Source organism: Paraburkholderia caballeronis, from assembly GCF_900104845.1.
In the GTDB taxonomy this organism is placed as follows: Bacteria; Pseudomonadota; Gammaproteobacteria; order Burkholderiales; family Burkholderiaceae; genus Paraburkholderia; species Paraburkholderia caballeronis.
The window spans coordinates 437,694-458,310 of record NZ_FNSR01000003.1 but is presented as its reverse complement, the minus strand read 5'-3'; the positions used below and the strand labels follow the sequence as shown (position 1 = coordinate 458,310).

The following is a 20,617-nucleotide window of genomic DNA, read 5'->3' as shown; positions in this document are numbered from 1 at the left end:
AAAACGCGTCGCAACGATGGAACGATGTTAATTCGGCCGCCGTTTTAAAACGACGATTGGCGGCCTATGGAAAATACCGGCCGCCGTGCATATTGCCCGGCATCGGCGCGCGTGATAGCGGCGTTTGGATAGCCACCGGCGCTGGCCATCAACCGGCGCGCCGCTCGCCGTTTCATGCGGACGATGCAGCGCGCGAGGAGCACAAAGCGCAACCGGCGGCGCGCGTTCGCGTGCGCCGCTCGCGTCGGGTATCCCGCAGTGTTGGTTATCCGCAACTCGCGAGCGCCGAGCGCGGACCTTCGATGCATTGACGGCCGTAGTCCTCGCCGGCCACCAGAACGCCGTCACGGCGCGACGCGCGGTGAGGTACGATCGTCGCTGGCCGCGTTTTCGCTGTCGGTACAGGACGCGCCACAACACAACAAGAGACGAACGCCGAACGGCACGATCGGGCCGCACGCCGGCGCAGTCGCAGCACCCCTCTTGCAGGGGATCGGAGACGAAACGATGGAACAAGGACGGATCGCAGCCGGCGCGCGGGGCCGCTGGTACGACGGGCTCACGCCGATGCACTGGCGCGTGCTGCGCGCGAGTTTTCTCGGCTGGATCTTCGACGGTTACGAGGCGCTCGTGCTCGTGGTCGTGCTCGCGCCGATGCTGCACTCGGTGCTGTCCGCGACGCAGGCGGCATCGACGCCGATCTATGCGGGCCTCGTGATCGGCATCACGCTGCTCGGCTGGGGCATCGGCGGGCTGGTCGGCGGCATTCTCGCGGACTACGTCGGGCGCAAGCGGATGATGCTGTGGTCCGTGTTCCTGTACGCGGTGTTCTCCGGCTTCACCGCGTTCTCGACCGATGTCTGGATGCTGTGCGCGCTGCGCTTCGTGACGGGTCTCGCGATGGGCAGCGAATGGAGCACCGGCATCGCGCTCGTGTCCGAGACGTGGCCCGAACAGGCGCGCGCGAAAGGCGCGGGTTTCCTGCAATCGGGTTTCGGCTGGGGCACGCTGACGGCCGCGGTGATCTGGTACGGGCTGTCGTCCGTGCATCCGTTCGGCGCGGATACGTGGCGGCTGATGTTCGTGCTCGGCGCGGTGCCCGCGCTGTTCGTGCTGTACATCCGGCGCGGCGTCAACGAATCGGAGAAATGGCAGCGCGCGGTGCGCGAGAAACGCTGGAACGCGACGAACGCCGAACCCGCCGCAGCGTCGGCCGCGCCCGCATCCGGCCGACGCCCGTTCACGCTCGCGCAACTGTTCGTCGAGCGCGAGGCCGCGCGCCGCACGCTGATCCTCGTCGTGCTGTCGATCGTCACGACGGTCGGCTGGTGGGCGATCTCAAGCTGGCTGCCGACGTTCACGGTCGCGCTCGCGAAGGCCGAAGGGCTCGCGGACCCGGTCGCGTGGGGCTCGCGCGTGTCGATCGTCTATACGGTCGGCGCGATCGTCGCGTACATGATCGCGGGTTTCGTGATCGACGCGATCGGCCGCAAGACGTTCCTGTCGCTGACGTTCGTCGGCTCGCTCGCGGCGACGTTCGTCACCTACCGCCTGACGACGAGCGTCGAAACGATGATGATCGTCGCGCCGATCAACGGTTTCTTCACGCTCGGCTGCGCGTACGTGTGGATGGCGATCTATCCGTGCGAACTGTTCACGAGCACCGTGCGTTCGACGGCGATCAGCTTCGTGTTCAACGCGGCCCGGCTGATCGCGTGGGTGTTCCCGATCCTCGCGGGCACGATGATCAAGTCGTTCGGCGGCGTGCCGCAGGCTGCGATGGCGCTCGGTTCGGTGTACGTGCTTGGGATCGTGCTGCCGTGGTTCCTGCCGGAAACGCGCGGCCATGGAATGCCGGACTGAACGAAACGGGTTGGCGAGCGCGCGCGCCGGGCAGTCCGGCGCGGCTCCATGACCACCGCCCTCGCGGATCGCGACGCTTCAAAAAAGTCAGGAACCGAACATCCGCTCGATCGCGCGTTCGAGGTGCTCGCGCATCGCGCGCGCCGCGCGCTCGGGGTCGCGCTGCTGGATCGCGTCGAGCACTTCGAGATGCTCGCGCTGCACGAGCCGCTGGCGCTCGACCGACTTCACGAGCGACAGGTTGCGCGACAGGTTCATGCTGAACACCATCTGCTCGTGGATCGACGACAGCGCGGACACGAAGAACTGGTTCTTCGACGCGCGCGTCACCGCGAGGTGGAACGCGAAATCGTCCTTCGCGCCGATGCCCGCCGTCTCGACGATCCGCTCCAGGTTCTCCCACTCGTCGCGGATCGCGGCAATGTCGGCGTCGTCCGCCTTCTGCGCGGCGAGCGCCGCCGCCCCCGACTCGACGACCACGCGGTATTCGTAGCAGCGCCGGATGTCGGACAGCGTCTCCAGCGGCGCGAAGCGGCGCACGTCCGGGTCGGGACGGCGGATCACCGTGGTGCCGGAGCCGTGGCGCGTCGCGATGATGCCGTCCGCGCGCAGTTGCGCGAGCGCCTCGCGCACGGTCGGCCGCGACGTCGCGAACTGTTCCGCGAGCGCGTGCTCGGTCGGCAGGCGCGCCCCTTCCTTGTATTCGCCTTCGATGATGCGGTTCAGAATATCGCTGTAAATCCGCGCCGGCATGCTAGGCGCTTTCTGGTCAGCCATATTGGAAAAGGTGCGCTGAGGGTTGTCCGGGGGTGTCCGCCATTGTAAGGCATCGGCACCGCGCATCAGCAACGCGGACGGCCCGGACGGCCGCACGCGGCGCGCGGCGGCGCAGCCGGAAGCGCCTCGCCGGCAGTCCCCGGCAACGAGGTTCGCGCGGGACTTTCGTTCGCGTGCGTCATCGTCCGAGGCCGTCCAGCGCGCCCGCGAATTCCGGCTCCGGCAGCCCGCATACGCCGGGCCTCGCCGCGAACAGATGTCCGTCGTGCTCCGTCGCGTTCGCGGCCGGCCGGATCGTCGTGATGAACAGCGTGTCCAGATCGCGACCGCCGAACGCGCACATCGCCGGCTTCGCGGCCGGCAATTCGATCTGCCGGTCGAGCCGGCCATCCGGCGCGAAACGCAGCACGCGGCCCGCGTCGTTCGCGCAGATCCAGTAGCCGCCGTCCGCATCGACGGCCGCGCCGTCGGGACGGCCGACGTGCGCGTGCAGATCCGCGAACAGACGCCGGTTGCGCGGCCAGCCCGCATCGACGTCGTAGTCGTAGACCCACACCAGCCGCCGGCTCGCATGCGAATCGGACAGATACATCGTCCGGCCGTCGGGCGACCACGACAGCCCGTTCTGCACGATCAGCCCATCGACGACCGGCAGCGACAGTCCGCCCTTCGCGTCGTAGCGAAACAGCGAGCCGACCGCCTGCGCGGCGGCCGTGTCCTGCACCATCGTGCCGGCCCAGAAGCGGCCCTGGCGGTCGCAGCGGCCGTCGTTGAAGCGCATGTCCGCGAGCGGAAACGCAGGCGCCGCGATGCGGCGCGCGGCCACCTCGCCGCCGTGCGGCGCGGCGCGCAGGTCCACCGCGAACAGGCCGCTCTCCATGCCGGCCAGCAGCGCGCCGTCGCGATCGAACGCGAAACACGCGATGCGTTCCGGCAGCCGCCACGCGGTGCGCCGGCCGCTGTCGAGATGCAGCCGGTTCAACCTGTTCGCGACGATGTCGACCCAATACAGCGCGCCTTCCGCCGCGCGCCACACCGGGCATTCGCCGACTTCGGCCGGCGCGTCGCCTGCCGCCGCGACGCGCTCCGCGCGCATCGAACCCACACCGTTCATCGCCCTGCTCCTCATCCGTTTCGAATGCGCGCGCCGCCAATGCGAAACCGCGCGCAAAAAAGCCTCAAACCAGAACCTCAAACGAAAGAGGCCCGCCGTCGCGAGCCTCTTTCTATCCCACCCGCCGCCGCCGCGTCAGAACACCGGATGCCCGTTGATGAGGCTCGGCAGCCACGTCGAGAACGACGGGAAATACGTGACGATGTTGATCGCGCTGAAGATCGCGAGGTAATACGGCCACGCGATCCGCGTCGTCTCGCCGATCGACACCTCGCCGATCGCGCAGCCGATGAACTGCACCGAGCCGATCGGCGGATGCACGAGGCCGAGCGAGCAGTTCAGCAGGATCATGATGCCGAACTGCACCGGCCCGACGCCGAAGTGCATCGCCATCGGCAGGAACAGCGGCGTCGTGATCAGGATGTGCGCGGCCATGTCGACGAACGTGCCGAGGAACACCTGGATCATGTTGACGTACAGCAGCATCAGCCACGGGATCGTGGTCGCGTGTTCGAGCGCGCGCTCGATCGCGTCCGGAATCTCCAGGTACGCCATCTGGAAGCGCAGCATGTTCGACACGCCGATCAGCAGCAGCACGACGCCGGTCGTGCGCGCCGCGCGCGCGAGCGACTTGAACAGCTTGTCGCGCGTCATGCTGCGATAGACGAACACCGTCAGCACCAGCGAATAACCGACCGCGATCGCCGCCGCCTCGGTCGCCGTCGCGATCCCCTTCGCGACACAGCCGAGAATGATCAGAATCACGAACAAACCGGGCAGCGCGCCGAAGAACGTCCTGCCGACCGTCGCCCAGCCGGGAAAGCGCGGCAGTTCGGTCGAGCCGTCCGGCCGGCGCGGGAAGCTGTAGCGCACCGCCTGCCAGTACGCGGTCAGCAGCACGAAGCCCATCACCCATAGCACCGGAATCAGCCCGGAGAACAGCAGGTCGCCGATCGACACGCCGTTCACCGCGTTGCCGGCCACCATCCCGGTGATGCCCTGCGCGGCGAGCGCGTAGATGATCATGTTGGTCGAGGTCGGCATCAGCGCGCCGGCGAGCGACGAGTGCGTCGTCACGTTGACCGCGTACGCGGCGCTGTAACCCTCGCGCTTCATCAGCGGGATCACGACGCCGCCCATCGCGGACGTGTCCGCGGTCGGCGAGCCGGACACGCCGCCGAACAGCGTGCACGCGACCACGTTCGCCATGCCGAGACCGCCGCGGAAATGGCCGACGAGCGCCTGCGCGAAGCGCAGGATGCGGTCCGCGATGCCGCCGTGCAGCATCAGCTCGCCCGAGAAGATGAAGAACGGCACCGCGAGGAACGAAAACGCGTTGATGCCCGACACCATCGACTGCATCGCGGTCGCGACCGGCAGCCCTTCGTACAGGTAGGTCAGCACGCACGACAGCCCGAGCGCGAACGACACCGGCACCCCGAGCACGAGGAAAACGAGAAAACTTATCGTGAGAATGGCGAGTTCCATGATCCATCAGGTCCGCTGGCGCGCGAACATGTTCAGCAGATGTTCGAAAGAGAAAAGCACGATGCACACGCTCGCCGCCATCGGAATGTAGTAGCGGGTGGCCTCGGGCAGACCGATGATCGGGATCGGGTCGTCGCTGGTCGTCGACGCCATCTCCTGGCAGCCGAAGAACATCGCCACCGCGAACGCGATCAGGCACAGATGCTGGAACGCGACGGCCGCGAGACGCGCGCGCGGCGGCAGTTTCGTGACCAGCGAGTCGAGGCCGATGTGGCCGCCGTCGCGCACCTTCAGCGCGGCGCCGAAGAACGCGATCACGATCACCATCAGCAGCGCGACCGGCTCGACGAAATCGGGCGCATCGTCGAACACGTAGCGCATCACGACGCCGTACAGCACCATCGCGCACAGCACGACGAGGCAGATCGCCGCCACGACCGTCAGCACGCCGGAAACGACATCGTTCGGGCGCTTCATGAAACTCATCTGGGCATCCTCATACGGTGCGCGGGCGCCTTGCGCGGGCAGGGCTCGCGGCCCGCCGCGCTCCCGCGCGAAAAACGGCCAGCCGGAACGCGCGCCCGGCGCTTCGGTCCGGGCTGCGCATTCCGGCGCGATCCGCGCGCGGCGCGCTCAGTGGACCGCCTGGATCTCGTCGACGAGCTGCTTCATCTGCGGCGTCGACTCGTACTTCGCCCACACCGGCTGCATCGCCTTCACGAACGCGGCGCGGTCGATCTGCGACGCCGGCACGACGGTTGCGCCGCCCTTCACGACGGTCTTCATCGCGTTGTCTTCCTGGGCGGTCCACAGCTTCACGTAATACGGCACCGAGTCGGTCGCCGCCTTCTTGACCGTCGCCTGTTCCTGCGGCGTCAGCGTGTCCCAGATCTTCTTCGAGAACACCAGCACTTCCGGAATCATCACGTGCTGCGTTTCCGAAAAGACCGGCGCCACTTCGTAGTGCTTCGTCTCCGCATACGACGACACGTTGTTCTCCGCCGAATCGACGAGCCCGGTCTTGAGTCCCGTGTAGACCTCGGCATACGGCATCGGCGTCGGCGTGCCGCCCATCGCCTTGATCTCGTCCACCATCAGGTCGGACGGCTGCACGCGCACCTTCAGCCCCTTCAGGTCGGCCGGCGAGTGGATCGCCTTCTTCGCGTAGATCGAGCGCGCGCCGCTCTCGTAGAACGCGAGCGCGACCATCCCCTTCGCGGAGAACGCGTCGAGGATCTTCTGGCCTTCGGGGCCGTACATCACCTTGCGGAAATGATCGATGTCGCGAAACAGGAACGGCAGCGACGGGATCACCGATTCCGGCACGATCTCGTTGAAGAGCGAGCCGTTGGCCCACACCATGTCGAGCGCGCCGACGCGCACCTGCGAGATGGTGTCGCCTTCGGAGCCGAGCGCGCTGTTGCCGAAGACTTTCATCGTGTCCTTGCCGCCGGTCTCCTTCGCCACTTCGTCGCCCATGTACTTGAGGGCCTGCACGGTCGGAAACGTGTCGGCGTGCACGTTGGCCGCGCGGAACACGCGGGCCTGCGCGCCGCCCGCGCCGAGCGCGAGCGCCGACGCGGCAACCATCATCGAAAGGCGGGACAGCGAAAATTTCTTCATTGTGCTTTCCTTGTAATAGACGTCGTCAGCCGACCGGGGCGCGCACCACGCGGCGGGAAACCCCGTTCGCCGCCTGCACTCGGTTGTTGTTTGACAACATCGGATTGTATAGACCTTGCCCCCGGTTGCGCCCTGGTGGATACCCGGATGAAATTGGGCGTGGCAAGCCCTGTCTCCGGCGACGGTTTCCACGCTGCGGCGTCCGCGCGGCGCGAACCAGCGTAAATGCGCGCTGGCGGCCGAGGCTTTTCCGCGCCAATGCCGGCGCGCCGAAGGCCGCGAACGGATGCCGCACTGTGCGGAGCAGCCGAACGATGCCGTGTCCGGCATCAGCGAATGGTCATCGAATCCGAATATTTGATTGACAACTTTGCGACGATTCCGCACGATGTCCGCCACCGGAGACCGTGCGGCGACCGCCATGCAGGCCGCCCGCGTTCCCGTTCAGCCGCGCGCGGCGCGCGTTATTCCGTTTTGCTCAAGAGGGTTTTCCAACGTGACCAAAGTTGCTTTGAGCGGCGCAGGCGGCCAGTTGGGCCGCGTGCTGCGTCCCGCGCTGCTTGCGCGCGGCTTCGACCTGCGCTCCGCCGCCGGCTCGAAACCGCTCGAACCGATCGTGCCGGGCGAGGACGTGATGCACGGCGATCTGCGCGACCCGGAAGTCGTCGACCGGTTGATGCGGGGCATCGACGTGCTGATCCACATGGCCGGCACGAGCGTCGAGCGGCCGCTGCCGGAGATCATCGAGAACAACCTGCGCGGACTCGTTGCGGTGTACGAAGGGGCGCGCCGCCATCGCGTGCGGCGCATCGTGTTCGCGAGTTCGAACCACGCGATCGGCATGTATCCGGTCGAACAGAAGCTCGACCTCGACTGCGCGTTCCGGCCCGACGGGTTCTACGGGCTCAGCAAGGCGTGGGGCGAATCGCTCGCGCGGATGTACTGGGACAAGCACGGGATCGAGAGCGTGTGCATCCGGATCGGCAGTTGCGTCGAGAAGCCGACCGAGTTCCGCCATCTGGGCACGTGGCTCGGCCATGACGATCTGCTGCAATTGATCGAACAGTCGATCAACGTGCCGGACATCGGCTTTCAGGTCGTGTGGGGGGTGTCGAACAACACGCGAAGCTATTGGGACAACAGCGGCGCGGAACGGCTAGGCTATGCGCCGCGCCAGAACGCGGAAGACTACGCAACCGATATCGTCGGCAAGCCGAATCCGCTCGACGAAACCGCGCAGCGTTACCAGGGCGGCGGGTTCGCGAGCATCGACTTCACGCCGGCGGATCAGCGGGTCGGCTCGCGGTAATCGAGGGAATCGCAGAACACGCTTCGCGCGACGGATCGGCCGCACGAAGCGTCACAGCGCGCGGGCTACGCACGGTTCACGAGCGAAGCCCCGCGCACACGGCCTTCACGCGGACTTCGCTTTCCTGCGCGGATTGACGATCCTTTCGACAGCGGCATCGGTCACGTCCTTGAAGAGCGTAGCGTTGCCATACGCGCGCGCGGCCAGCATCGCGCCGTACACCACCGACACCAGCGTCGCTGCCTCCGCCTGCACCGATCCGCCGAGCCTGAACAGCCGGCTCTTCACACCCGCTTCGAGCACCTGTTCGAGCCACGCGGCCAGGTTCTCGAAATGCGCCCTCACCTCCTGCGCGACTTCATCGGGCAGCGCCGGCAATTCCGCGCCGAGCATCCCGGCCACGCAGAACGGCGCGCTGTCGTCCGCGATGCAACGCTCCCAGTAGCCGACGTACGCGCGCAACTGCGCGAGCGGATCGGCGCCGCCCGCCTGTAGCGACGCCATGTCGGCGTCGAACGTGTCGCGCGACTGCCTGACTACCGCGATCACCAGATCCGCCTTCGCCGGAAAGTGGTGGTGAATGCTCGCCTTGCGGATGTCGATCGCGTCGGCGACGTCGGCGTAGCTGAAGCCGCTGTAGCCGCGCCGCATGATCAACTGCCGCCCCGCCTCGACGATCCTGCCTAACGTCACTTCGCCGGTTGCTGTCATTTTCCCTACCATCTAGTCGGATGAATACCGCGTCAGTGTACCCGTAGCAGGTCAAAAGCTCCAGCCCCGAAAAAAGAACTTGAGGTTTAGCCACCCTACTAGTAGGATGGCTAAACCGATGAGACGAAACTCGTCGTGAACCTCTTGTCACTCAACCCTTTTTTGGAGCCTCAAATGAAATCGCCTCTTACCCGCCTCGCCGCCGCTTTTGCGTTCGCCTTCGCCTCGCTCGGCGCTCACGCCGCCACGGCAACCACGCCAACCCCGGCGGCCGCGCCGGTCAAGAACGTCGTCCTCGTGCACGGCTTCTTCGCGGACGGCTCGGGCTGGCAAGCCGTGTCGAAAATCCTCACGCGCGACGGCTACAAGGTGTCCGTCGTTCAGGAGCCTGAAACGTCGTTCGACGACGACGTGAAGGCGACCAGGCGCGTGATCGACGCGCAGGACGGCCCGAGCATCCTCGTCGGCCACAGCTACGGCGGCGCGGTCGTGACCGAGGCGGGCAACGACGCGAAGGTGGCCGGCCTCGTGTATGTCGCGGCATTCCAGCCGGACACCGGCGAAAGCCCGCTGGACCTGACGAAGAAGATGCCGCCCGCGACGAAGGCGATCAAGGCGACCGCCGACGGCTACCTGTATTTCGATCCGGCCCAGTTCCGCGCGGACTTCGCGGCGGATGTCCCCGCGGCCGAAGCGCAGTTCATGGCGGCCTCGCAGGTGATGCCGGCGGCCCAGTCGTTCGGCGTGCCGATCACGCAGGCCGCGTGGAGGACAAAACCCAGCTGGGCGGTCGTCGCGACGGCGGACCGCGCAATCAATCCCGATCTCGAACGCTTCATGACGAAGCGCGCCGGCAGCACGACCGTCGAAATCCCGTCGAGCCACGCGGCGTATATCTCGCATCCGGTCGAAGTCGCGAAGCTGATCGAACAGGCAGCCCGGCATGCAGGCGCGCAATGACGGTGGGCGATGCGCCGCGTGAGGCCGCGGCGGTCGCGGTGAATGCCGCCGTTGCGGCCGTCATCGCGATGCCGTTGCGCTCCGCGCCGCGCTTCTCCCCCAGCGCCGCCCGCATCACCCGCGCAGTTCGCCCGGCCCCTTCCCCGTCCATCGCTTGAGCGCGCGGCGAAAGTTCGCCGTGTCGCTGAAGCCGAGCAGCATCGCGACGTCGTCGGTGCTCATCCGCGTCGTCTTCAGATATTCGAGCGCGAGCGAGCGGCGCACGTCGTCGACGATCGCGACGAACGACGTGCCTTCCGCCAGCAGACGCCGGCGCAGCGTGCGGGTCGTCAGATGCATCGCGTCCGCCACTTCGTCCATGCCCGGAAAGACGCCGGGTTGGCCCATCAGGATCTGATAGACCTCGCCCGCCACGCCGGCCGACGTCTTCGCCTGCCCGATCAGCCGGTCGCAGGTTTCCTGAAGCAGCGCAGCCGTCAGCTTGTGCGCGAGCTGCGGCTTCTGGTCGAGGATCGCGCTGTCGTACACCAGCTCGCACTGCGGCTCGTCGAAGAAACACGGGCAGCCGAGATAATCCGCGTAACGCTCGGCATGCGCGGGCGCGGCATAGGAAAAACACGCGCGCACCGGCGGGCAGCGGCGGCCCGCGACGTCCTCCAGATGCGTGACGTGCTGCATGTACTGCTGCTCGATGATGAACTCGCGCAACTCGCGCGACGGACTGGACACGAACGCGTCCGGGAACGTCCACACCATCCGGTCCGGATACTCGGTCCATTCGATCATCACGGTCGGCGTCGCGAGGCGGTGGTATTTCACGCCGAGCTTGAAGTAGTCGCGCAGCGACAGGCACGACATCAGCGCATAACCGTACATCCCGTACGCGGACAGATGCAGTCGGCGGCCGACCCTGAACGGCGTGTCCGGCGCGCACGACAGCGACACCGCGTTCCGGCACACGGTCGCGTACTGGCCGACCGACGTCATCACCGACGCGTCATACAGTTCGTCGGCCCGCAAGTCCGTGCCCTTCAGGCTGTCCTCCGGCGCGATGCCCTGCTCCGCGAGCACTTCGACCAGCGCGGCGATCTTGTACGGCGCGTAGATGCGCTCGTTCAGCGGGGGGCGAGTGGATGCCACGTGACGACCTCAATTTGTCCTCGCGGGACGCCCGCGTGTCCGAAAATGACCTTAACGGCGCGATGCTACCTGACTAACATCGGTATCACAACACGTCCGCCGGCCAGCCCGGCCGAACCGCGGACGACCATCCCAAATCATGGAGACAACGCCGATGCCCGTTCACGCCCGCATCCCGACCCCGCGCCGCGCCGGCCTTCACGCACGCGCGGCACGGCGGCTCCATCCGCTCCCCTGACCGCCGCCGTATGGCGCGCACGCGCGCCGTGCAAAGCAATGCGAACCGCACCGAACGAGGAAACCGCAATGAGCCAACCGGGCCGAAAAGTCATCATTTCATGCGCCGTGACGGGCGCGACGCACGTACCGTCGATGTCCGAACATCTGCCGCTCACGCCGGCCGACATCCGCGACCAGGCGATCGACGCGGCGCGCGCCGGCGCGGCGATCATCCATCTGCATGCGCGCCATCCCGACGACGGCCGGCCGACGCCGAGCCCCGACGTGTTCGCCCAATTCGTGCCGGCGATCGCCGACGCGACCGACGCGGTCATCAACATCACGACCGGCGGCAGCACGCGAATGACGCTGGACGAGCGCCTCGCGTATCCGCGCCTGCTGAAGCCCGAGATGTGCTCGCTGAACATGGGGTCGATGAACTTCTCGATTCACCCGCTCGCGGCGAAGATGCCGTCGTGGCGCTACGGCTGGGAGAAGGACTACGTGGAAGGGATGGAGGACATGATCTTCCGGAACACGTTCCGCGACATCAAACGCATCATGCTCGAACTCGGCGGCCACGGCACGCGCTTCGAGTTCGAGTGCTACGACCTCGGCCATCTGTACAACCTCGCGTACTTCGTCGACGAAGGGCTCGTGAGGCCGCCGTTCTTCATCCAGTCGGTGTTCGGCATTCTCGGCGGCATGGGTCCGGACCCGGAGAACATGGCCGTGATGCGCTCGACCGCGGACCGCCTGTTCGGCCGCGACAACTATCTGTTCTCGGTGCTCGGCGCGGGCCGCCACCAGATGCCGCTCGTGACGATGGCCGCGATCATGGGCGGCAACGTCCGCGTGGGGCTGGAGGACAGCGTCTATCTCGCGAAGGGCGTGAAGGCCGAATCCAACGCGCAGCAGGTCGCGAAGATCCGCAGGATTCTCGAAGAACTGTCGTTCGAGATCGCGACGCCCGCCGACGTGCGCACGATGCTCGGCCTGAAGGGCGCGGACAACGTCGCGTTCGCCGCCGCGACCGCCTGAGCGGGCGGCCGCTCGACCGCATCGCCTGACCCGCAGCACGACGACGACAACAACAACAAAACAACCCATTACCAGGAGACACCATGACGACCGAATCCGGCAACGATGACGCCAGCGCGCTGCACCGGCTCGCGACGCGCAAGGCGATGGCGAAGCTGATCCCGCTGATGTGCGCGATCTACTTCATGTCGTTTCTCGACCGCACGAACGTCGCGCTCGCGAAGACCCAGCTCGCGCTCGACGTCGGCATCGACGCGGCCGCCTACGGGCTCGGCGCGGGCATCTTCTTCATCGGCTACGCGCTGCTCGAAGTGCCGAGCAATCTCGCCGCGCACCGTTTCGGCCCGCGTCTGTGGATCGCGCGGATCGCGGTGACGTGGGGCGTGCTGTCGACGCTGATGATGTTCGTGCAGGGCGTGTGGTCGTTCTACGTGCTGCGCGTGTTGCTCGGCATCGCCGAAGCGGGCCTCTTTCCCGCGCTGATGTACATGGTGACGCTGTGGTTCGCGCCGAAGGACCGGCCGGTCGCGGTCGGCTGGATCTACACCGCGCCGGCGCTCGCGCTCGTGATCGGCAGTCCGGTCGGCGGCGCGCTGATGCAGATGAACGGTCTCGGCGGCCTGCACGGCTGGCAATGGATGTTCATGCTCGAAGGGCTGCCGAGCGTGATCGTCGGCGTGCTGCTGTATTTCATGCTGCCGGACCGGCCGCGCGACGCGCGCTGGCTGTCGCCCGCGCAGGCGGCGGTGCTGGAGGAGCGCGCGGTGATCGACGCGCACGGCCATCCGGAACTGACGTCCGCCGACTGGATCGCCGCGCTGAAGCGGCACAGCACGGTGCTGATCGGCCTGATCTATTTCCTGAACCAGGTGGCGTTCGTCGGCCTGTACTTCTTCGCGCCCGCGATGATCCACCAGATGAACGTCACGTCGCCGTTCGTGATCGGCCTGCTGGCGGGCAGCGTCGGCATCGGCTTCCTGCTCGGCGTGCTGATCCTGCCGCGCATCCATCGCCGCCTCGACAACGACTGCGTGTATCTCGGCTGGCTGACCGTCGGCATGCTCGCCGGCGCGTGCGCGTACATCGCGACGCACGGGCCGATGGCGCGGATCGTCTGGCTCGCGGTCACGTCGTTCTTCGGCGGCGGCGTGCTGCCGTCGTACTGGGCGATCGCGATGAAGCGGCTGCAAGGCATCCAGGCCGCGGCCGGCCTCGCGTTCATCAACACGCTCGGGCTGCTCGGCGGATTCGCGGGACCGTATCTGTTCGGGATGACGGAAACGCTGTCCGGCCGCAGCGATTCGGGCTTCACGGTCATCCTCGCCGCGTCGGTGTTAGGCCTCGCGCTCGTGCCGCTGCTCGCGAAGGCGATCCGCCGCGAGGAAGGCGCCGGCTCGATCGGGATGCCCGCGCCCGGCATTCACCATTGAACCTCCGCACCCGAAAGGACCCAGAAATGAGACTGAAAAACAAGGTGGCCATCATCACCGGCGCCGGCCAGGGGATCGGCGCGGCGACCGCGCTGAAGTTCGCGCGCGAAGGCGCGACCGTCGCCATGTGCGACCTGAACGCGGACGCCCTCGCCGCCGTGACCGACGCGTGCCGCGAAGCGGGCGCGCAGGCGTCGGCGTTCGCGCTCGACGTCGCGGACCGCGAGGCCGTCGGCGCGATGGTGGCGACCGTGCTCGCCCGCCATGGCCGGATCGACGTGCTGGTGAACAACGCCGGCATCACGCGCGACGCGCGCCTGCAGAAGATGACGCTCAAGCAGTTCGACGACGTGATCGACGTGAACCTGCGCGCGGTGTTCAATACGACGCAGGCGGTCGTGGACATCATGGTCGAGCAGCGTTCGGGCGTCGTGCTCAATGCCAGTTCGGTCGTCGGCCTGTACGGCAACTACGGGCAGACGAACTACGCGGCCGCCAAGTTCGGCGTGATCGGCTTCACCAGGACGTGGAGCCGCGAACTCGGGCCGAAGGGCATCCGGGTCAACGCGGTGGCGCCCGGTTTCGTCGATACGCCGATTCTTTCGACGGTGCCGGACGACGTGCTCGCGAAGATGCGCGCCCAGGTGCCGCTCGGCCGTCTCGGACGGCCGGACGAAATCGCGAGCGTCTATGCGTTCCTCGCGAGCGACGAGGCGAGCTACATCAACGGCGCGGTGATCGAGGCGTCGGGCGGCATGACACTGTGACCGCGCGCCTCGATCACGCGCGCAACGATCGGATGAGGGAATCGATGAACACGCTGGATCTTCTGAAACCGGTGCCCGGCCTGCGGGTGCTTATCTCGGGCGCAGCCTCCGGCATCGGCGCCGCGATGGCCGACGCGTTCCTGCACGCGCAGGCGCAGGTCTTCGTCTGCGACGTCGACCCGGCCGCCGTCGAACGCGCGAAGGCGGAGCAGCCGGCGCTGCACGCGCGCGTGGCCGACGTCGCGCAGCCGGAGCAGGTCGACCGGGTTTTCGACGACGTGCGCCGCGAGCTGGGCGGCCTCGACATACTCGTGAACAACGCGGGCATCGCCGGCCCGACCGGCGCGGTGGAAGACCTCGACCCCGAGCTGTGGCGGCGCACGATCGCGACGAACCTCGACAGCCAGTTCTACTTTCTGCGCCGCGCGGTGCCGCTGCTGAAGGAGACGTCCACCTGCGCGGGCATCATCGCGATGTCGTCGGTAGCCGGCCGGCTCGGCTACGCGTTTCGCACGCCGTACGCGGCCACCAAGTGGGCGATCGTCGGCCTCGTCAAGTCGCTCGCGATCGAACTCGGGCCGGACGACATCCGCGTCAACGCGATCCTGCCGGGCGTCGTGGAAGGCGAGCGGATGAGCCGCGTGATCGCCGCCCGCGCGGACGCGCTCGGCATCCCGTTCGACGCGATGCGCGACGAGTATCTGAAGAAGATTTCGCTGCGCCGGATGGTCACGGTGGACGACGTCGCGGCGCTCGCGCTGTTCCTCGCGTCGCCGGCCGGGCGCAACATCAGCGGCCAGGCGATCAGCGTGGACGGGAACGTCGAGTATCTGTGACGGCGGAAGGCGGTCCGGGGAGGCTCCGGGGCGCGGCGGGAAATCGGCGGTGTTCGCCGACCCGCGCCGCGTGTGCTCCCGCCGTCGAACGTCAGGCAATCGAATAACCACCGTCGGCGACCAGCGCGTGGCCCGACACGTAGCTGGCATCGTCCGACGCGAGGAACGCGACGATCGTCGCCATCTCTTCGGCCGAACCCCAGCGGCCCGCCGGCGTGCCGGCCGCGAAGGCCTGCTGCACCTCCACGGACGGCCAGATGCCGCGATGGTGGAACGGCGTCTCGATCAGCCCCGGGCACAACGCGTTCACCCGCACGCCGCGCCGGAACCATTCGATCGACGCGGTTTTCGTCATGCCGACCACCGCGTGTTTGCTCGCGATATACACCGACGCGTTCTCGAAGCCGATCAGCCCGCCCATCGACGCGTTGTTGACGATGCTGCCCGAGCCCTGGCGCAGCATCACTTCGGCCTCGTACCTCATCGAGTTGAACACACCGCGCACGTTCGGCTCGAACACCTGGTCGAAGCGTTCCGCGTTCTGTTCGAGCAGCGGCGCGAACACGCCTTCGGTGCCGGCGTTGTTGAACGCGATGTCGAGGCGGCCGTAGCTCGCCACCGTGAAATCGACGATCGCCTTGATGTCCGCTTCGTTCGCGACGTCCGCGACGAACGCCTTCGCGTCGCCGCCGGCGGCCGCGATCTCGCTGACCAGCCGCTCCAGTTCTTCGCTGCGCCGCGCGGCGACCACCACCTTCGCGCCGCGGCGCGCCAGTTCGAGCGCCGATGCGCGGCCGATACCCGAACTGGCGCCGGTCACCAGCGCGATGCGGCCTTCCAGCTGCGTTTGTTGGGTGCTTGCATTCATGTTCATGCTCTCCATCCGGACATTGCGACATAGGGGAAATGAGCGCGGCGCAGTGCGCGCTTCACGCCTGCCGCGAAGTATGGGCGTCCGCCAGATGCAAATGAATGGAATAATCACGCATTCAGAATTCCCCGCCTGGGAACGGTTTTCAGGGTGCCGTTCGAACGCTGGAATCCTCGAAGCCCGTCATTCCCTTCAGCGGAACTACACTCGCAGGCTCGCATGCTGAATCGACTGGAAATCCTCAAGATCTTCGCGGTGACGGCCGCCTCTCCCACGTTCCGGGAAGCCGCGAAACGGCTCGGCGTGTCCCCGCAGGTCGTCACGCGCGCGATCCGCGAACTGGAACAGACGCTCGGCGAAACGCTGTTTCATCGCAGCACGCGGCGCATCCAGATCACGACGTTCGGACAGTCGTTCGTCCCGAAGGCGCAGGACGCGCTGGCCGCGGTCGACGACCTGTTCGGACCGGCGGCAAGCCGTACCGACGAAGCCGTCGGCACGGTGCGGATCACCGCGCCGTCTGTGCTCGGACGCCGCTTCGTGCAGCCGGTGCTGCTCGACCTGATGACACGGCATCCCGGCCTCGTGCCGGACCTCCGGCTGTCGGACTCGCCGTCGCCGGTCGTCGACGAGCAGATCGACATCGGCGTGCGCGCGGGCGCGATCGGCGACAACCGCTTCATCGCGAGGATGATCGGGCCGCTGCCGGTGTGGGTGGTCGGCGCGCCGTCGCTGATCGGTCGCGTCGGGGAGCCAACGCATCTGAAGGAACTCGAAACGATGCCGGTCACGAGTCTGATCGATCGGTCGACCGGCCGGCCGTGGCCGTGGATGTTTCGCGACGAGCGGCAATTCCAGCCGTCGTCGCCGGTTTTCGTGACCGACGACACCGAGGCCGAAATCGCGGCCGCGTGCGCGGGGCTGGGCTTCAGCCAGTGCACCGAGTATCTGGTCCGGCCGTGCATCGCGGACGGCCGCCTCGTGCGGCTGCTGCCGCGGCTCGAACCGAGCCCGTGGAAGCTGTACGTCTATCGCCCGCAGCGAGGCCCGGTGCCGACGCGCATACGCGTCGTCTACGACGAACTGGTGGCGAAACTCGGCCAGGCGACGTTGCGCGACTAGACGCCAGCCGGCGCATGGAAGCGGCGCTGCGTTACGCTGCTTACGCTAGTTGCCCGGCCGCGCCGCGCCCGTGTTTCATCGCGGTCCGGCAGCGGGTGTCGGGCGCTGCCCCGGCTCGCCGAGTTCGTTCGCGGGCCGCGACGACGCGCGCGCGGCAGCGCCGGGCATGCCCAGTTCATGCAGAGGAATGCGATGCGTCTCGCGCGCGGTCCACGCCGCAATCGCGGCAACGGCGGTAATCGCGAGCGTCGCGGAGCCGATCAGGAACGGAATGTCCTTCGTGCCGGGCGGCGCGATCGCGGCGAACAGCGAAGGCAGCAGCGCGGTCAGCGACATGCCGATGTTCTGCCCGATCGACATCGCGGACACGCGGGTCCGCGTCGGAAACAGCTCGGGCATGAAGCTCGGAAAGACCGCGTTGAAGCCCTGATAGACGACGCCCCACATCAGCACCGACGTGACGATCGCGAGCGGCGCGTTCCTCGCGCTGATCGCGTACAGATACACGTACGACAACAGCCCCGCGCCGAGCGAGCCGACGACGACCGGAATGCGGCGGCCGATCCGGTCGGACAGCTTGCCGACGAATGGAATCACGATGACCGCGACGATGTTGCCGATCAGCGGAATCGCGAGGTACGTATCCGGATGGAACCCGATCCCGTACGACGGCTGCACCGCGTAGGCCGCGCCGAAGATGGTCGCGACCATCGCGATCACGGCGGCCGTCGCCATCACCGCGATGCGCACGATCTCGCGCCAGCTTTCGCGGAACGCGACCGTGATCGGCGACGCCGGCACCGAACCGTTCGTATCCTCGCTGATGAACGCGGGCGACTCCGATACGTTGCGGCGTATGACGACGCCGGCGGCAAGCACGAGCGCGCTCAACAGGAACGGAATGCGCCAGCCCCACGACACGAACGACGCGTTCGGCATGTACCACGCGAGCGGCATGAAGATCGCGGCCGCGAAAATCTGGCCGGCCTGCGTGCCCTGCAACGCGAAACTCGCGTAATAACCGCGCCGGCCGAACGGCGCCTGTTCGAGGATCATCGAACTCGCGCCGGAAATTTCGCCGGCGACCGCGAAGCCCTGAACGAGGCGCAGCGTGACCAGCAGAATCGGCGCGAGCATGCCGACCTGGTGATAGGTCGGCAGCAGCCCGACCGCGAACGTCGACGCGCCCATCAGGAACATGCACAGCAGCAGCAGATGCTTGCGCCCGTGCGTGTCGCCGCGCCGCCCGAGCACGAAGCCGCCGATCGGCCGCGCGACGTAACCGACGCCGTAGGTCGCGAGCGACGCGACGATCGCGAGCTTCGGATTGCCGGCCGGAAAGAACAGTTGCGGAAAGACCATCGCCGCGGCCTGCGCGTAGATGAAGAAGTCGTAGTATTCGAGCGCCGATCCGATCCAGCCACTGGCGGTCGCGCGCGTCGTCTGGGTCCGCGCCGGATCGATGCGGTTGTCGCTGGTCTGCATGAGTGGTGTCTCCTGTCTGGTTTTGGTATTGCGTGGATTGCCGGTCTTGCGGGTCTCGCTCGCGGTACGGACGCGACACGAGGCCGCGCCGGCCGTCAGATGTCCAGCGGCGTGACGTGCATGAACGCGCCGAGATTGCCGAGTTGCGCGAGCGCCATCTCCGCGCCGGTCTGGACCCGGCAGCCGGCCTGCCGCGCAAGTTCAAGGAAGCGGGTCGCCTCGGGCGACGTCACGACGTCCGCGACGAGCGTGTCCGCCCGCAGCGTCGCAAGGCCATCGGGCGACACCGGCAGTTCGTCGTACCCGGCCATCCCGGCCGGCGACGCGTTCACCACGAGATCGAACGGCGCAAGCGAACCGAGTCGTGCACCGGCACGCGTACCGGTGTCGGTCGCCGCATGATGCGTCGCGAGCAGCGCGCGCAACCGCTCCACGCGCGACGCATCGAGGTCCGTCAGCACGATCGACGCCGCGCCGTGCTCGCACAGCGACCACGCGATCGCGCTGCCGACGCCGCCCGCGCCGATCAGCAGCACGCGCGCGCCCTTCGGCACGAACCCGTGCCGGCGCGCGGCGTTCATGAAGCCGTCGCCGTCGACGATGTCGCCGGTCAGCGTGCCGTCCGCTTCCCGGCGGATCACGTTCACGCAGCCGAGCGCCTGCGAGCGCGGACTCAACGTATCCACACGCGTCGCGATCGCCTGCTTGTACGGCACGGTCACGACGCAACCGCGCAGATTGCGCCACGCGCGCAACGCATCGACGAAGCCGTCCAGCGACTGGCCGTCGAGGTCGATCGGGATCATCGCGAGGTCCTTGCCGTGACGCTCGAACCATGCGTTGAAGTTGCGCGGCGATTTCACCTGCGCAATGGGAGAACCGACGATGGCAACCAGTTCCGTCGTGCCGCGGATCATCGAAGTGCACCCGATATCGTTTTGAACATCATCCGATGGTGCAATCGCGGCCGTGCGCGGGCAATACTCGAATCGGGTAAAGGCCACGATGAACGGCGCATCGATGCGATAATCGCACTCCTTTCCCGCATTCGACGCCCCCGCGATGAAATCCTCCCCCGCGATTCACGAGCGCGACCTGATTGTCGGCTTGCAGAAAGGCCTGGCGTTGATCCAGTTGTTCACCGACGACTGCCCGCGTCTGAGCGTCCCCGACGCGGCGCGGCTGGCGGGTCTCACGCGCAGCGCCGCGCGGCGTTTCCTGCTGACGCTGGTGCACGACGGTTATGCGGAAACCGATGGCCGCCATTACTGGCTGACCGCAAAAACGCTGCGCATCGGGCAGGCGTATGTGGATTCGGCGCGGCTGCCGCGCATGCTGCGGCCGATCGTCGAGAAGGTCGCGGGCGAGACCCGCGAGCACGTATCGGTCGCGGTGCGCGACGGCGACGAAGTCGTGCATATCGTGCGCAGCCGCGTGACGAACGTGTCGTCGCTGTCGATACGGCAAGGTTCGCGGCTGCCGATGTATTGCACGGGCAGCGGCCGCCTCTGGCTCGCGTCGCTGCCCGACGCCGAGATCGACGCGTACCTGCGGCGGATCGACCGGCAGCCGCTGACGCCGTTCACGAAAACCGCGATCGCTGACATCGACGCGGCAATCGCCGCGATCCGCAAGCAGGGTTACGTGGAACTGGACCAGGAGTACGAGGTGGGCATGCGCATCCTCGGCGTGCCGGTCGTGAACCGGCAAGGCCAGATGCGCGCGAGCCTGACGATCACGACCCAGGTTTCGTCGATGACGCAGGCGGACCTGCGCGAACGTTATCTGCGCTGCCTGTACGAAGGCCAGGCGCTGCTTCGGCCGATCATCGAGATCTAGCGCGTCGGCATACACCCGCGAT

General features: G+C 67.2%; 19 protein-coding genes. 9 read left to right on the top strand and 10 right to left on the bottom strand.

Annotated features, from left to right (window positions below; genetic code table 11):
* The first annotated feature begins 507 nt into the window (after positions 1-507).
* Entirely contained in the window at positions 508-1,863 is a 1,356-nt protein-coding gene (locus BLV92_RS28805; protein ID WP_090552272.1) for an MFS transporter, read from the top strand.
* Positions 1,864-1,950: 87 nt separating this feature from the next.
* Here BLV92_RS28805 and BLV92_RS28800 read toward each other — a convergent pair whose 3' ends face one another.
* The 5 genes from BLV92_RS28800 to BLV92_RS28780 all read right to left on the bottom strand — a co-directional run bounded on the left by BLV92_RS28800 (position 1,951) and on the right by BLV92_RS28780 (position 6,835).
* On the bottom strand, positions 1,951-2,616 hold the full coding sequence (locus BLV92_RS28800) for a FadR/GntR family transcriptional regulator (RefSeq protein WP_409372380.1): 666 nt from the start codon (positions 2,614-2,616) through the stop codon (positions 1,951-1,953).
* Positions 2,617-2,818: 202 nt separating this feature from the next.
* On the bottom strand, positions 2,819-3,754 hold the full coding sequence (locus BLV92_RS28795) for an SMP-30/gluconolactonase/LRE family protein (RefSeq protein WP_090552266.1): 936 nt from the start codon (positions 3,752-3,754) through the stop codon (positions 2,819-2,821).
* A 135-nt stretch (positions 3,755-3,889) separates the two neighbouring features.
* On the bottom strand, positions 3,890-5,242 hold the full coding sequence (locus BLV92_RS28790; RefSeq protein WP_090552264.1) for a TRAP transporter large permease: 1,353 nt from the start codon (positions 5,240-5,242) through the stop codon (positions 3,890-3,892).
* Between the two features lie 6 nt (positions 5,243-5,248).
* Positions 5,249-5,728: a TRAP transporter small permease gene (locus BLV92_RS28785; protein WP_090552262.1), complete on the bottom strand. Its 480-nt coding sequence runs from the start codon at positions 5,726-5,728 to the stop codon at positions 5,249-5,251.
* Positions 5,729-5,875: 147 nt separating this feature from the next.
* Positions 5,876-6,835, bottom strand: a complete 960-nt coding sequence (locus BLV92_RS28780) for a TRAP transporter substrate-binding protein (RefSeq protein ID WP_373681863.1) — start codon at positions 6,833-6,835, stop codon at positions 5,876-5,878.
* 526 nt (positions 6,836-7,361) lie between these two features.
* Here BLV92_RS28780 and BLV92_RS28775 point away from each other — a divergent pair.
* Positions 7,362-8,174 carry an NAD-dependent epimerase/dehydratase family protein gene (locus tag BLV92_RS28775; protein ID WP_167627158.1) on the top strand — a complete coding sequence of 271 codons (813 nt, stop codon included), beginning with the start codon at positions 7,362-7,364 and terminating at the stop codon, positions 8,172-8,174.
* A 105-nt stretch (positions 8,175-8,279) separates the two neighbouring features.
* Here the strand turns inward: BLV92_RS28775 and BLV92_RS28770 are convergent, their stop codons facing one another.
* Positions 8,280-8,885: a TetR/AcrR family transcriptional regulator gene (locus BLV92_RS28770; protein ID WP_090552256.1), complete on the bottom strand. Its 606-nt coding sequence runs from the start codon at positions 8,883-8,885 to the stop codon at positions 8,280-8,282.
* Positions 8,886-9,059: 174 nt separating this feature from the next.
* Here BLV92_RS28770 and BLV92_RS28765 point away from each other — a divergent pair, with 174 nt between their 5' ends.
* Positions 9,060-9,845 carry an alpha/beta hydrolase gene (locus tag BLV92_RS28765; protein WP_090552254.1) on the top strand — a complete coding sequence of 262 codons (786 nt, stop codon included), beginning with the start codon at positions 9,060-9,062 and terminating at the stop codon, positions 9,843-9,845.
* 114 nt (positions 9,846-9,959) lie between these two features.
* On the opposite strand, the gene BLV92_RS28760 is transcribed toward BLV92_RS28765, so the two are convergent.
* Positions 9,960-10,985, bottom strand: coding sequence for an AraC family transcriptional regulator (locus BLV92_RS28760; RefSeq protein WP_090552252.1), 1,026 nt, complete (start codon positions 10,983-10,985; stop codon positions 9,960-9,962).
* Between the two features lie 306 nt (positions 10,986-11,291).
* On the opposite strand from BLV92_RS28760, the gene kce reads away from it, so the two are divergent.
* From kce to BLV92_RS28740, 4 genes are all read left to right on the top strand, one after another.
* Positions 11,292-12,245, top strand: a complete 954-nt coding sequence (gene kce, locus BLV92_RS28755) for a 3,5-dioxohexanoate:acetyl-CoA acetone transferase (protein WP_090552249.1) — start codon at positions 11,292-11,294, stop codon at positions 12,243-12,245.
* A gap of 83 nt (positions 12,246-12,328) precedes the next feature.
* Complete coding sequence (locus BLV92_RS28750; RefSeq protein WP_090552247.1) at positions 12,329-13,675, top strand: MFS transporter; 1,347 nt, start codon at positions 12,329-12,331, stop codon at positions 13,673-13,675.
* A gap of 26 nt (positions 13,676-13,701) precedes the next feature.
* On the top strand, positions 13,702-14,442 hold the full coding sequence (gene fabG, locus BLV92_RS28745; protein ID WP_090552246.1) for a 3-oxoacyl-[acyl-carrier-protein] reductase: 741 nt from the start codon (positions 13,702-13,704) through the stop codon (positions 14,440-14,442).
* A gap of 44 nt (positions 14,443-14,486) precedes the next feature.
* Entirely contained in the window at positions 14,487-15,278 is a 792-nt protein-coding gene (locus BLV92_RS28740) for an SDR family oxidoreductase (RefSeq protein ID WP_090553134.1), read from the top strand.
* Positions 15,279-15,369: 91 nt separating this feature from the next.
* Here BLV92_RS28740 and BLV92_RS28735 read toward each other — a convergent pair whose 3' ends face one another.
* Positions 15,370-16,146, bottom strand: coding sequence for an SDR family NAD(P)-dependent oxidoreductase (locus BLV92_RS28735; protein ID WP_090553133.1), 777 nt, complete (start codon positions 16,144-16,146; stop codon positions 15,370-15,372).
* A gap of 222 nt (positions 16,147-16,368) precedes the next feature.
* Here BLV92_RS28735 and BLV92_RS28730 point away from each other — a divergent pair, with 222 nt between their 5' ends.
* Positions 16,369-17,271, top strand: a complete 903-nt coding sequence (locus tag BLV92_RS28730) for a LysR family transcriptional regulator (RefSeq protein ID WP_090552244.1) — start codon at positions 16,369-16,371, stop codon at positions 17,269-17,271.
* A gap of 75 nt (positions 17,272-17,346) precedes the next feature.
* Here BLV92_RS28730 and BLV92_RS28725 read toward each other — a convergent pair whose 3' ends face one another.
* Both BLV92_RS28725 and BLV92_RS28720 read right to left on the bottom strand, forming a co-directional pair.
* The gene (locus tag BLV92_RS28725; RefSeq protein ID WP_090552241.1) at positions 17,347-18,756 is read right to left on the bottom strand and encodes an MFS transporter; all 1,410 of its coding nucleotides are present in this window, start codon (positions 18,754-18,756) and stop codon (positions 17,347-17,349) included.
* 95 nt (positions 18,757-18,851) lie between these two features.
* The gene (locus BLV92_RS28720) at positions 18,852-19,673 is read right to left on the bottom strand and encodes a shikimate dehydrogenase family protein (protein ID WP_090552239.1); all 822 of its coding nucleotides are present in this window, start codon (positions 19,671-19,673) and stop codon (positions 18,852-18,854) included.
* Positions 19,674-19,818: 145 nt separating this feature from the next.
* Here BLV92_RS28720 and BLV92_RS28715 point away from each other — a divergent pair, with 145 nt between their 5' ends.
* On the top strand, positions 19,819-20,595 hold the full coding sequence (locus BLV92_RS28715; protein ID WP_090552237.1) for an IclR family transcriptional regulator domain-containing protein: 777 nt from the start codon (positions 19,819-19,821) through the stop codon (positions 20,593-20,595).
* Positions 20,596-20,617: the final 22 nt, after the last annotated feature.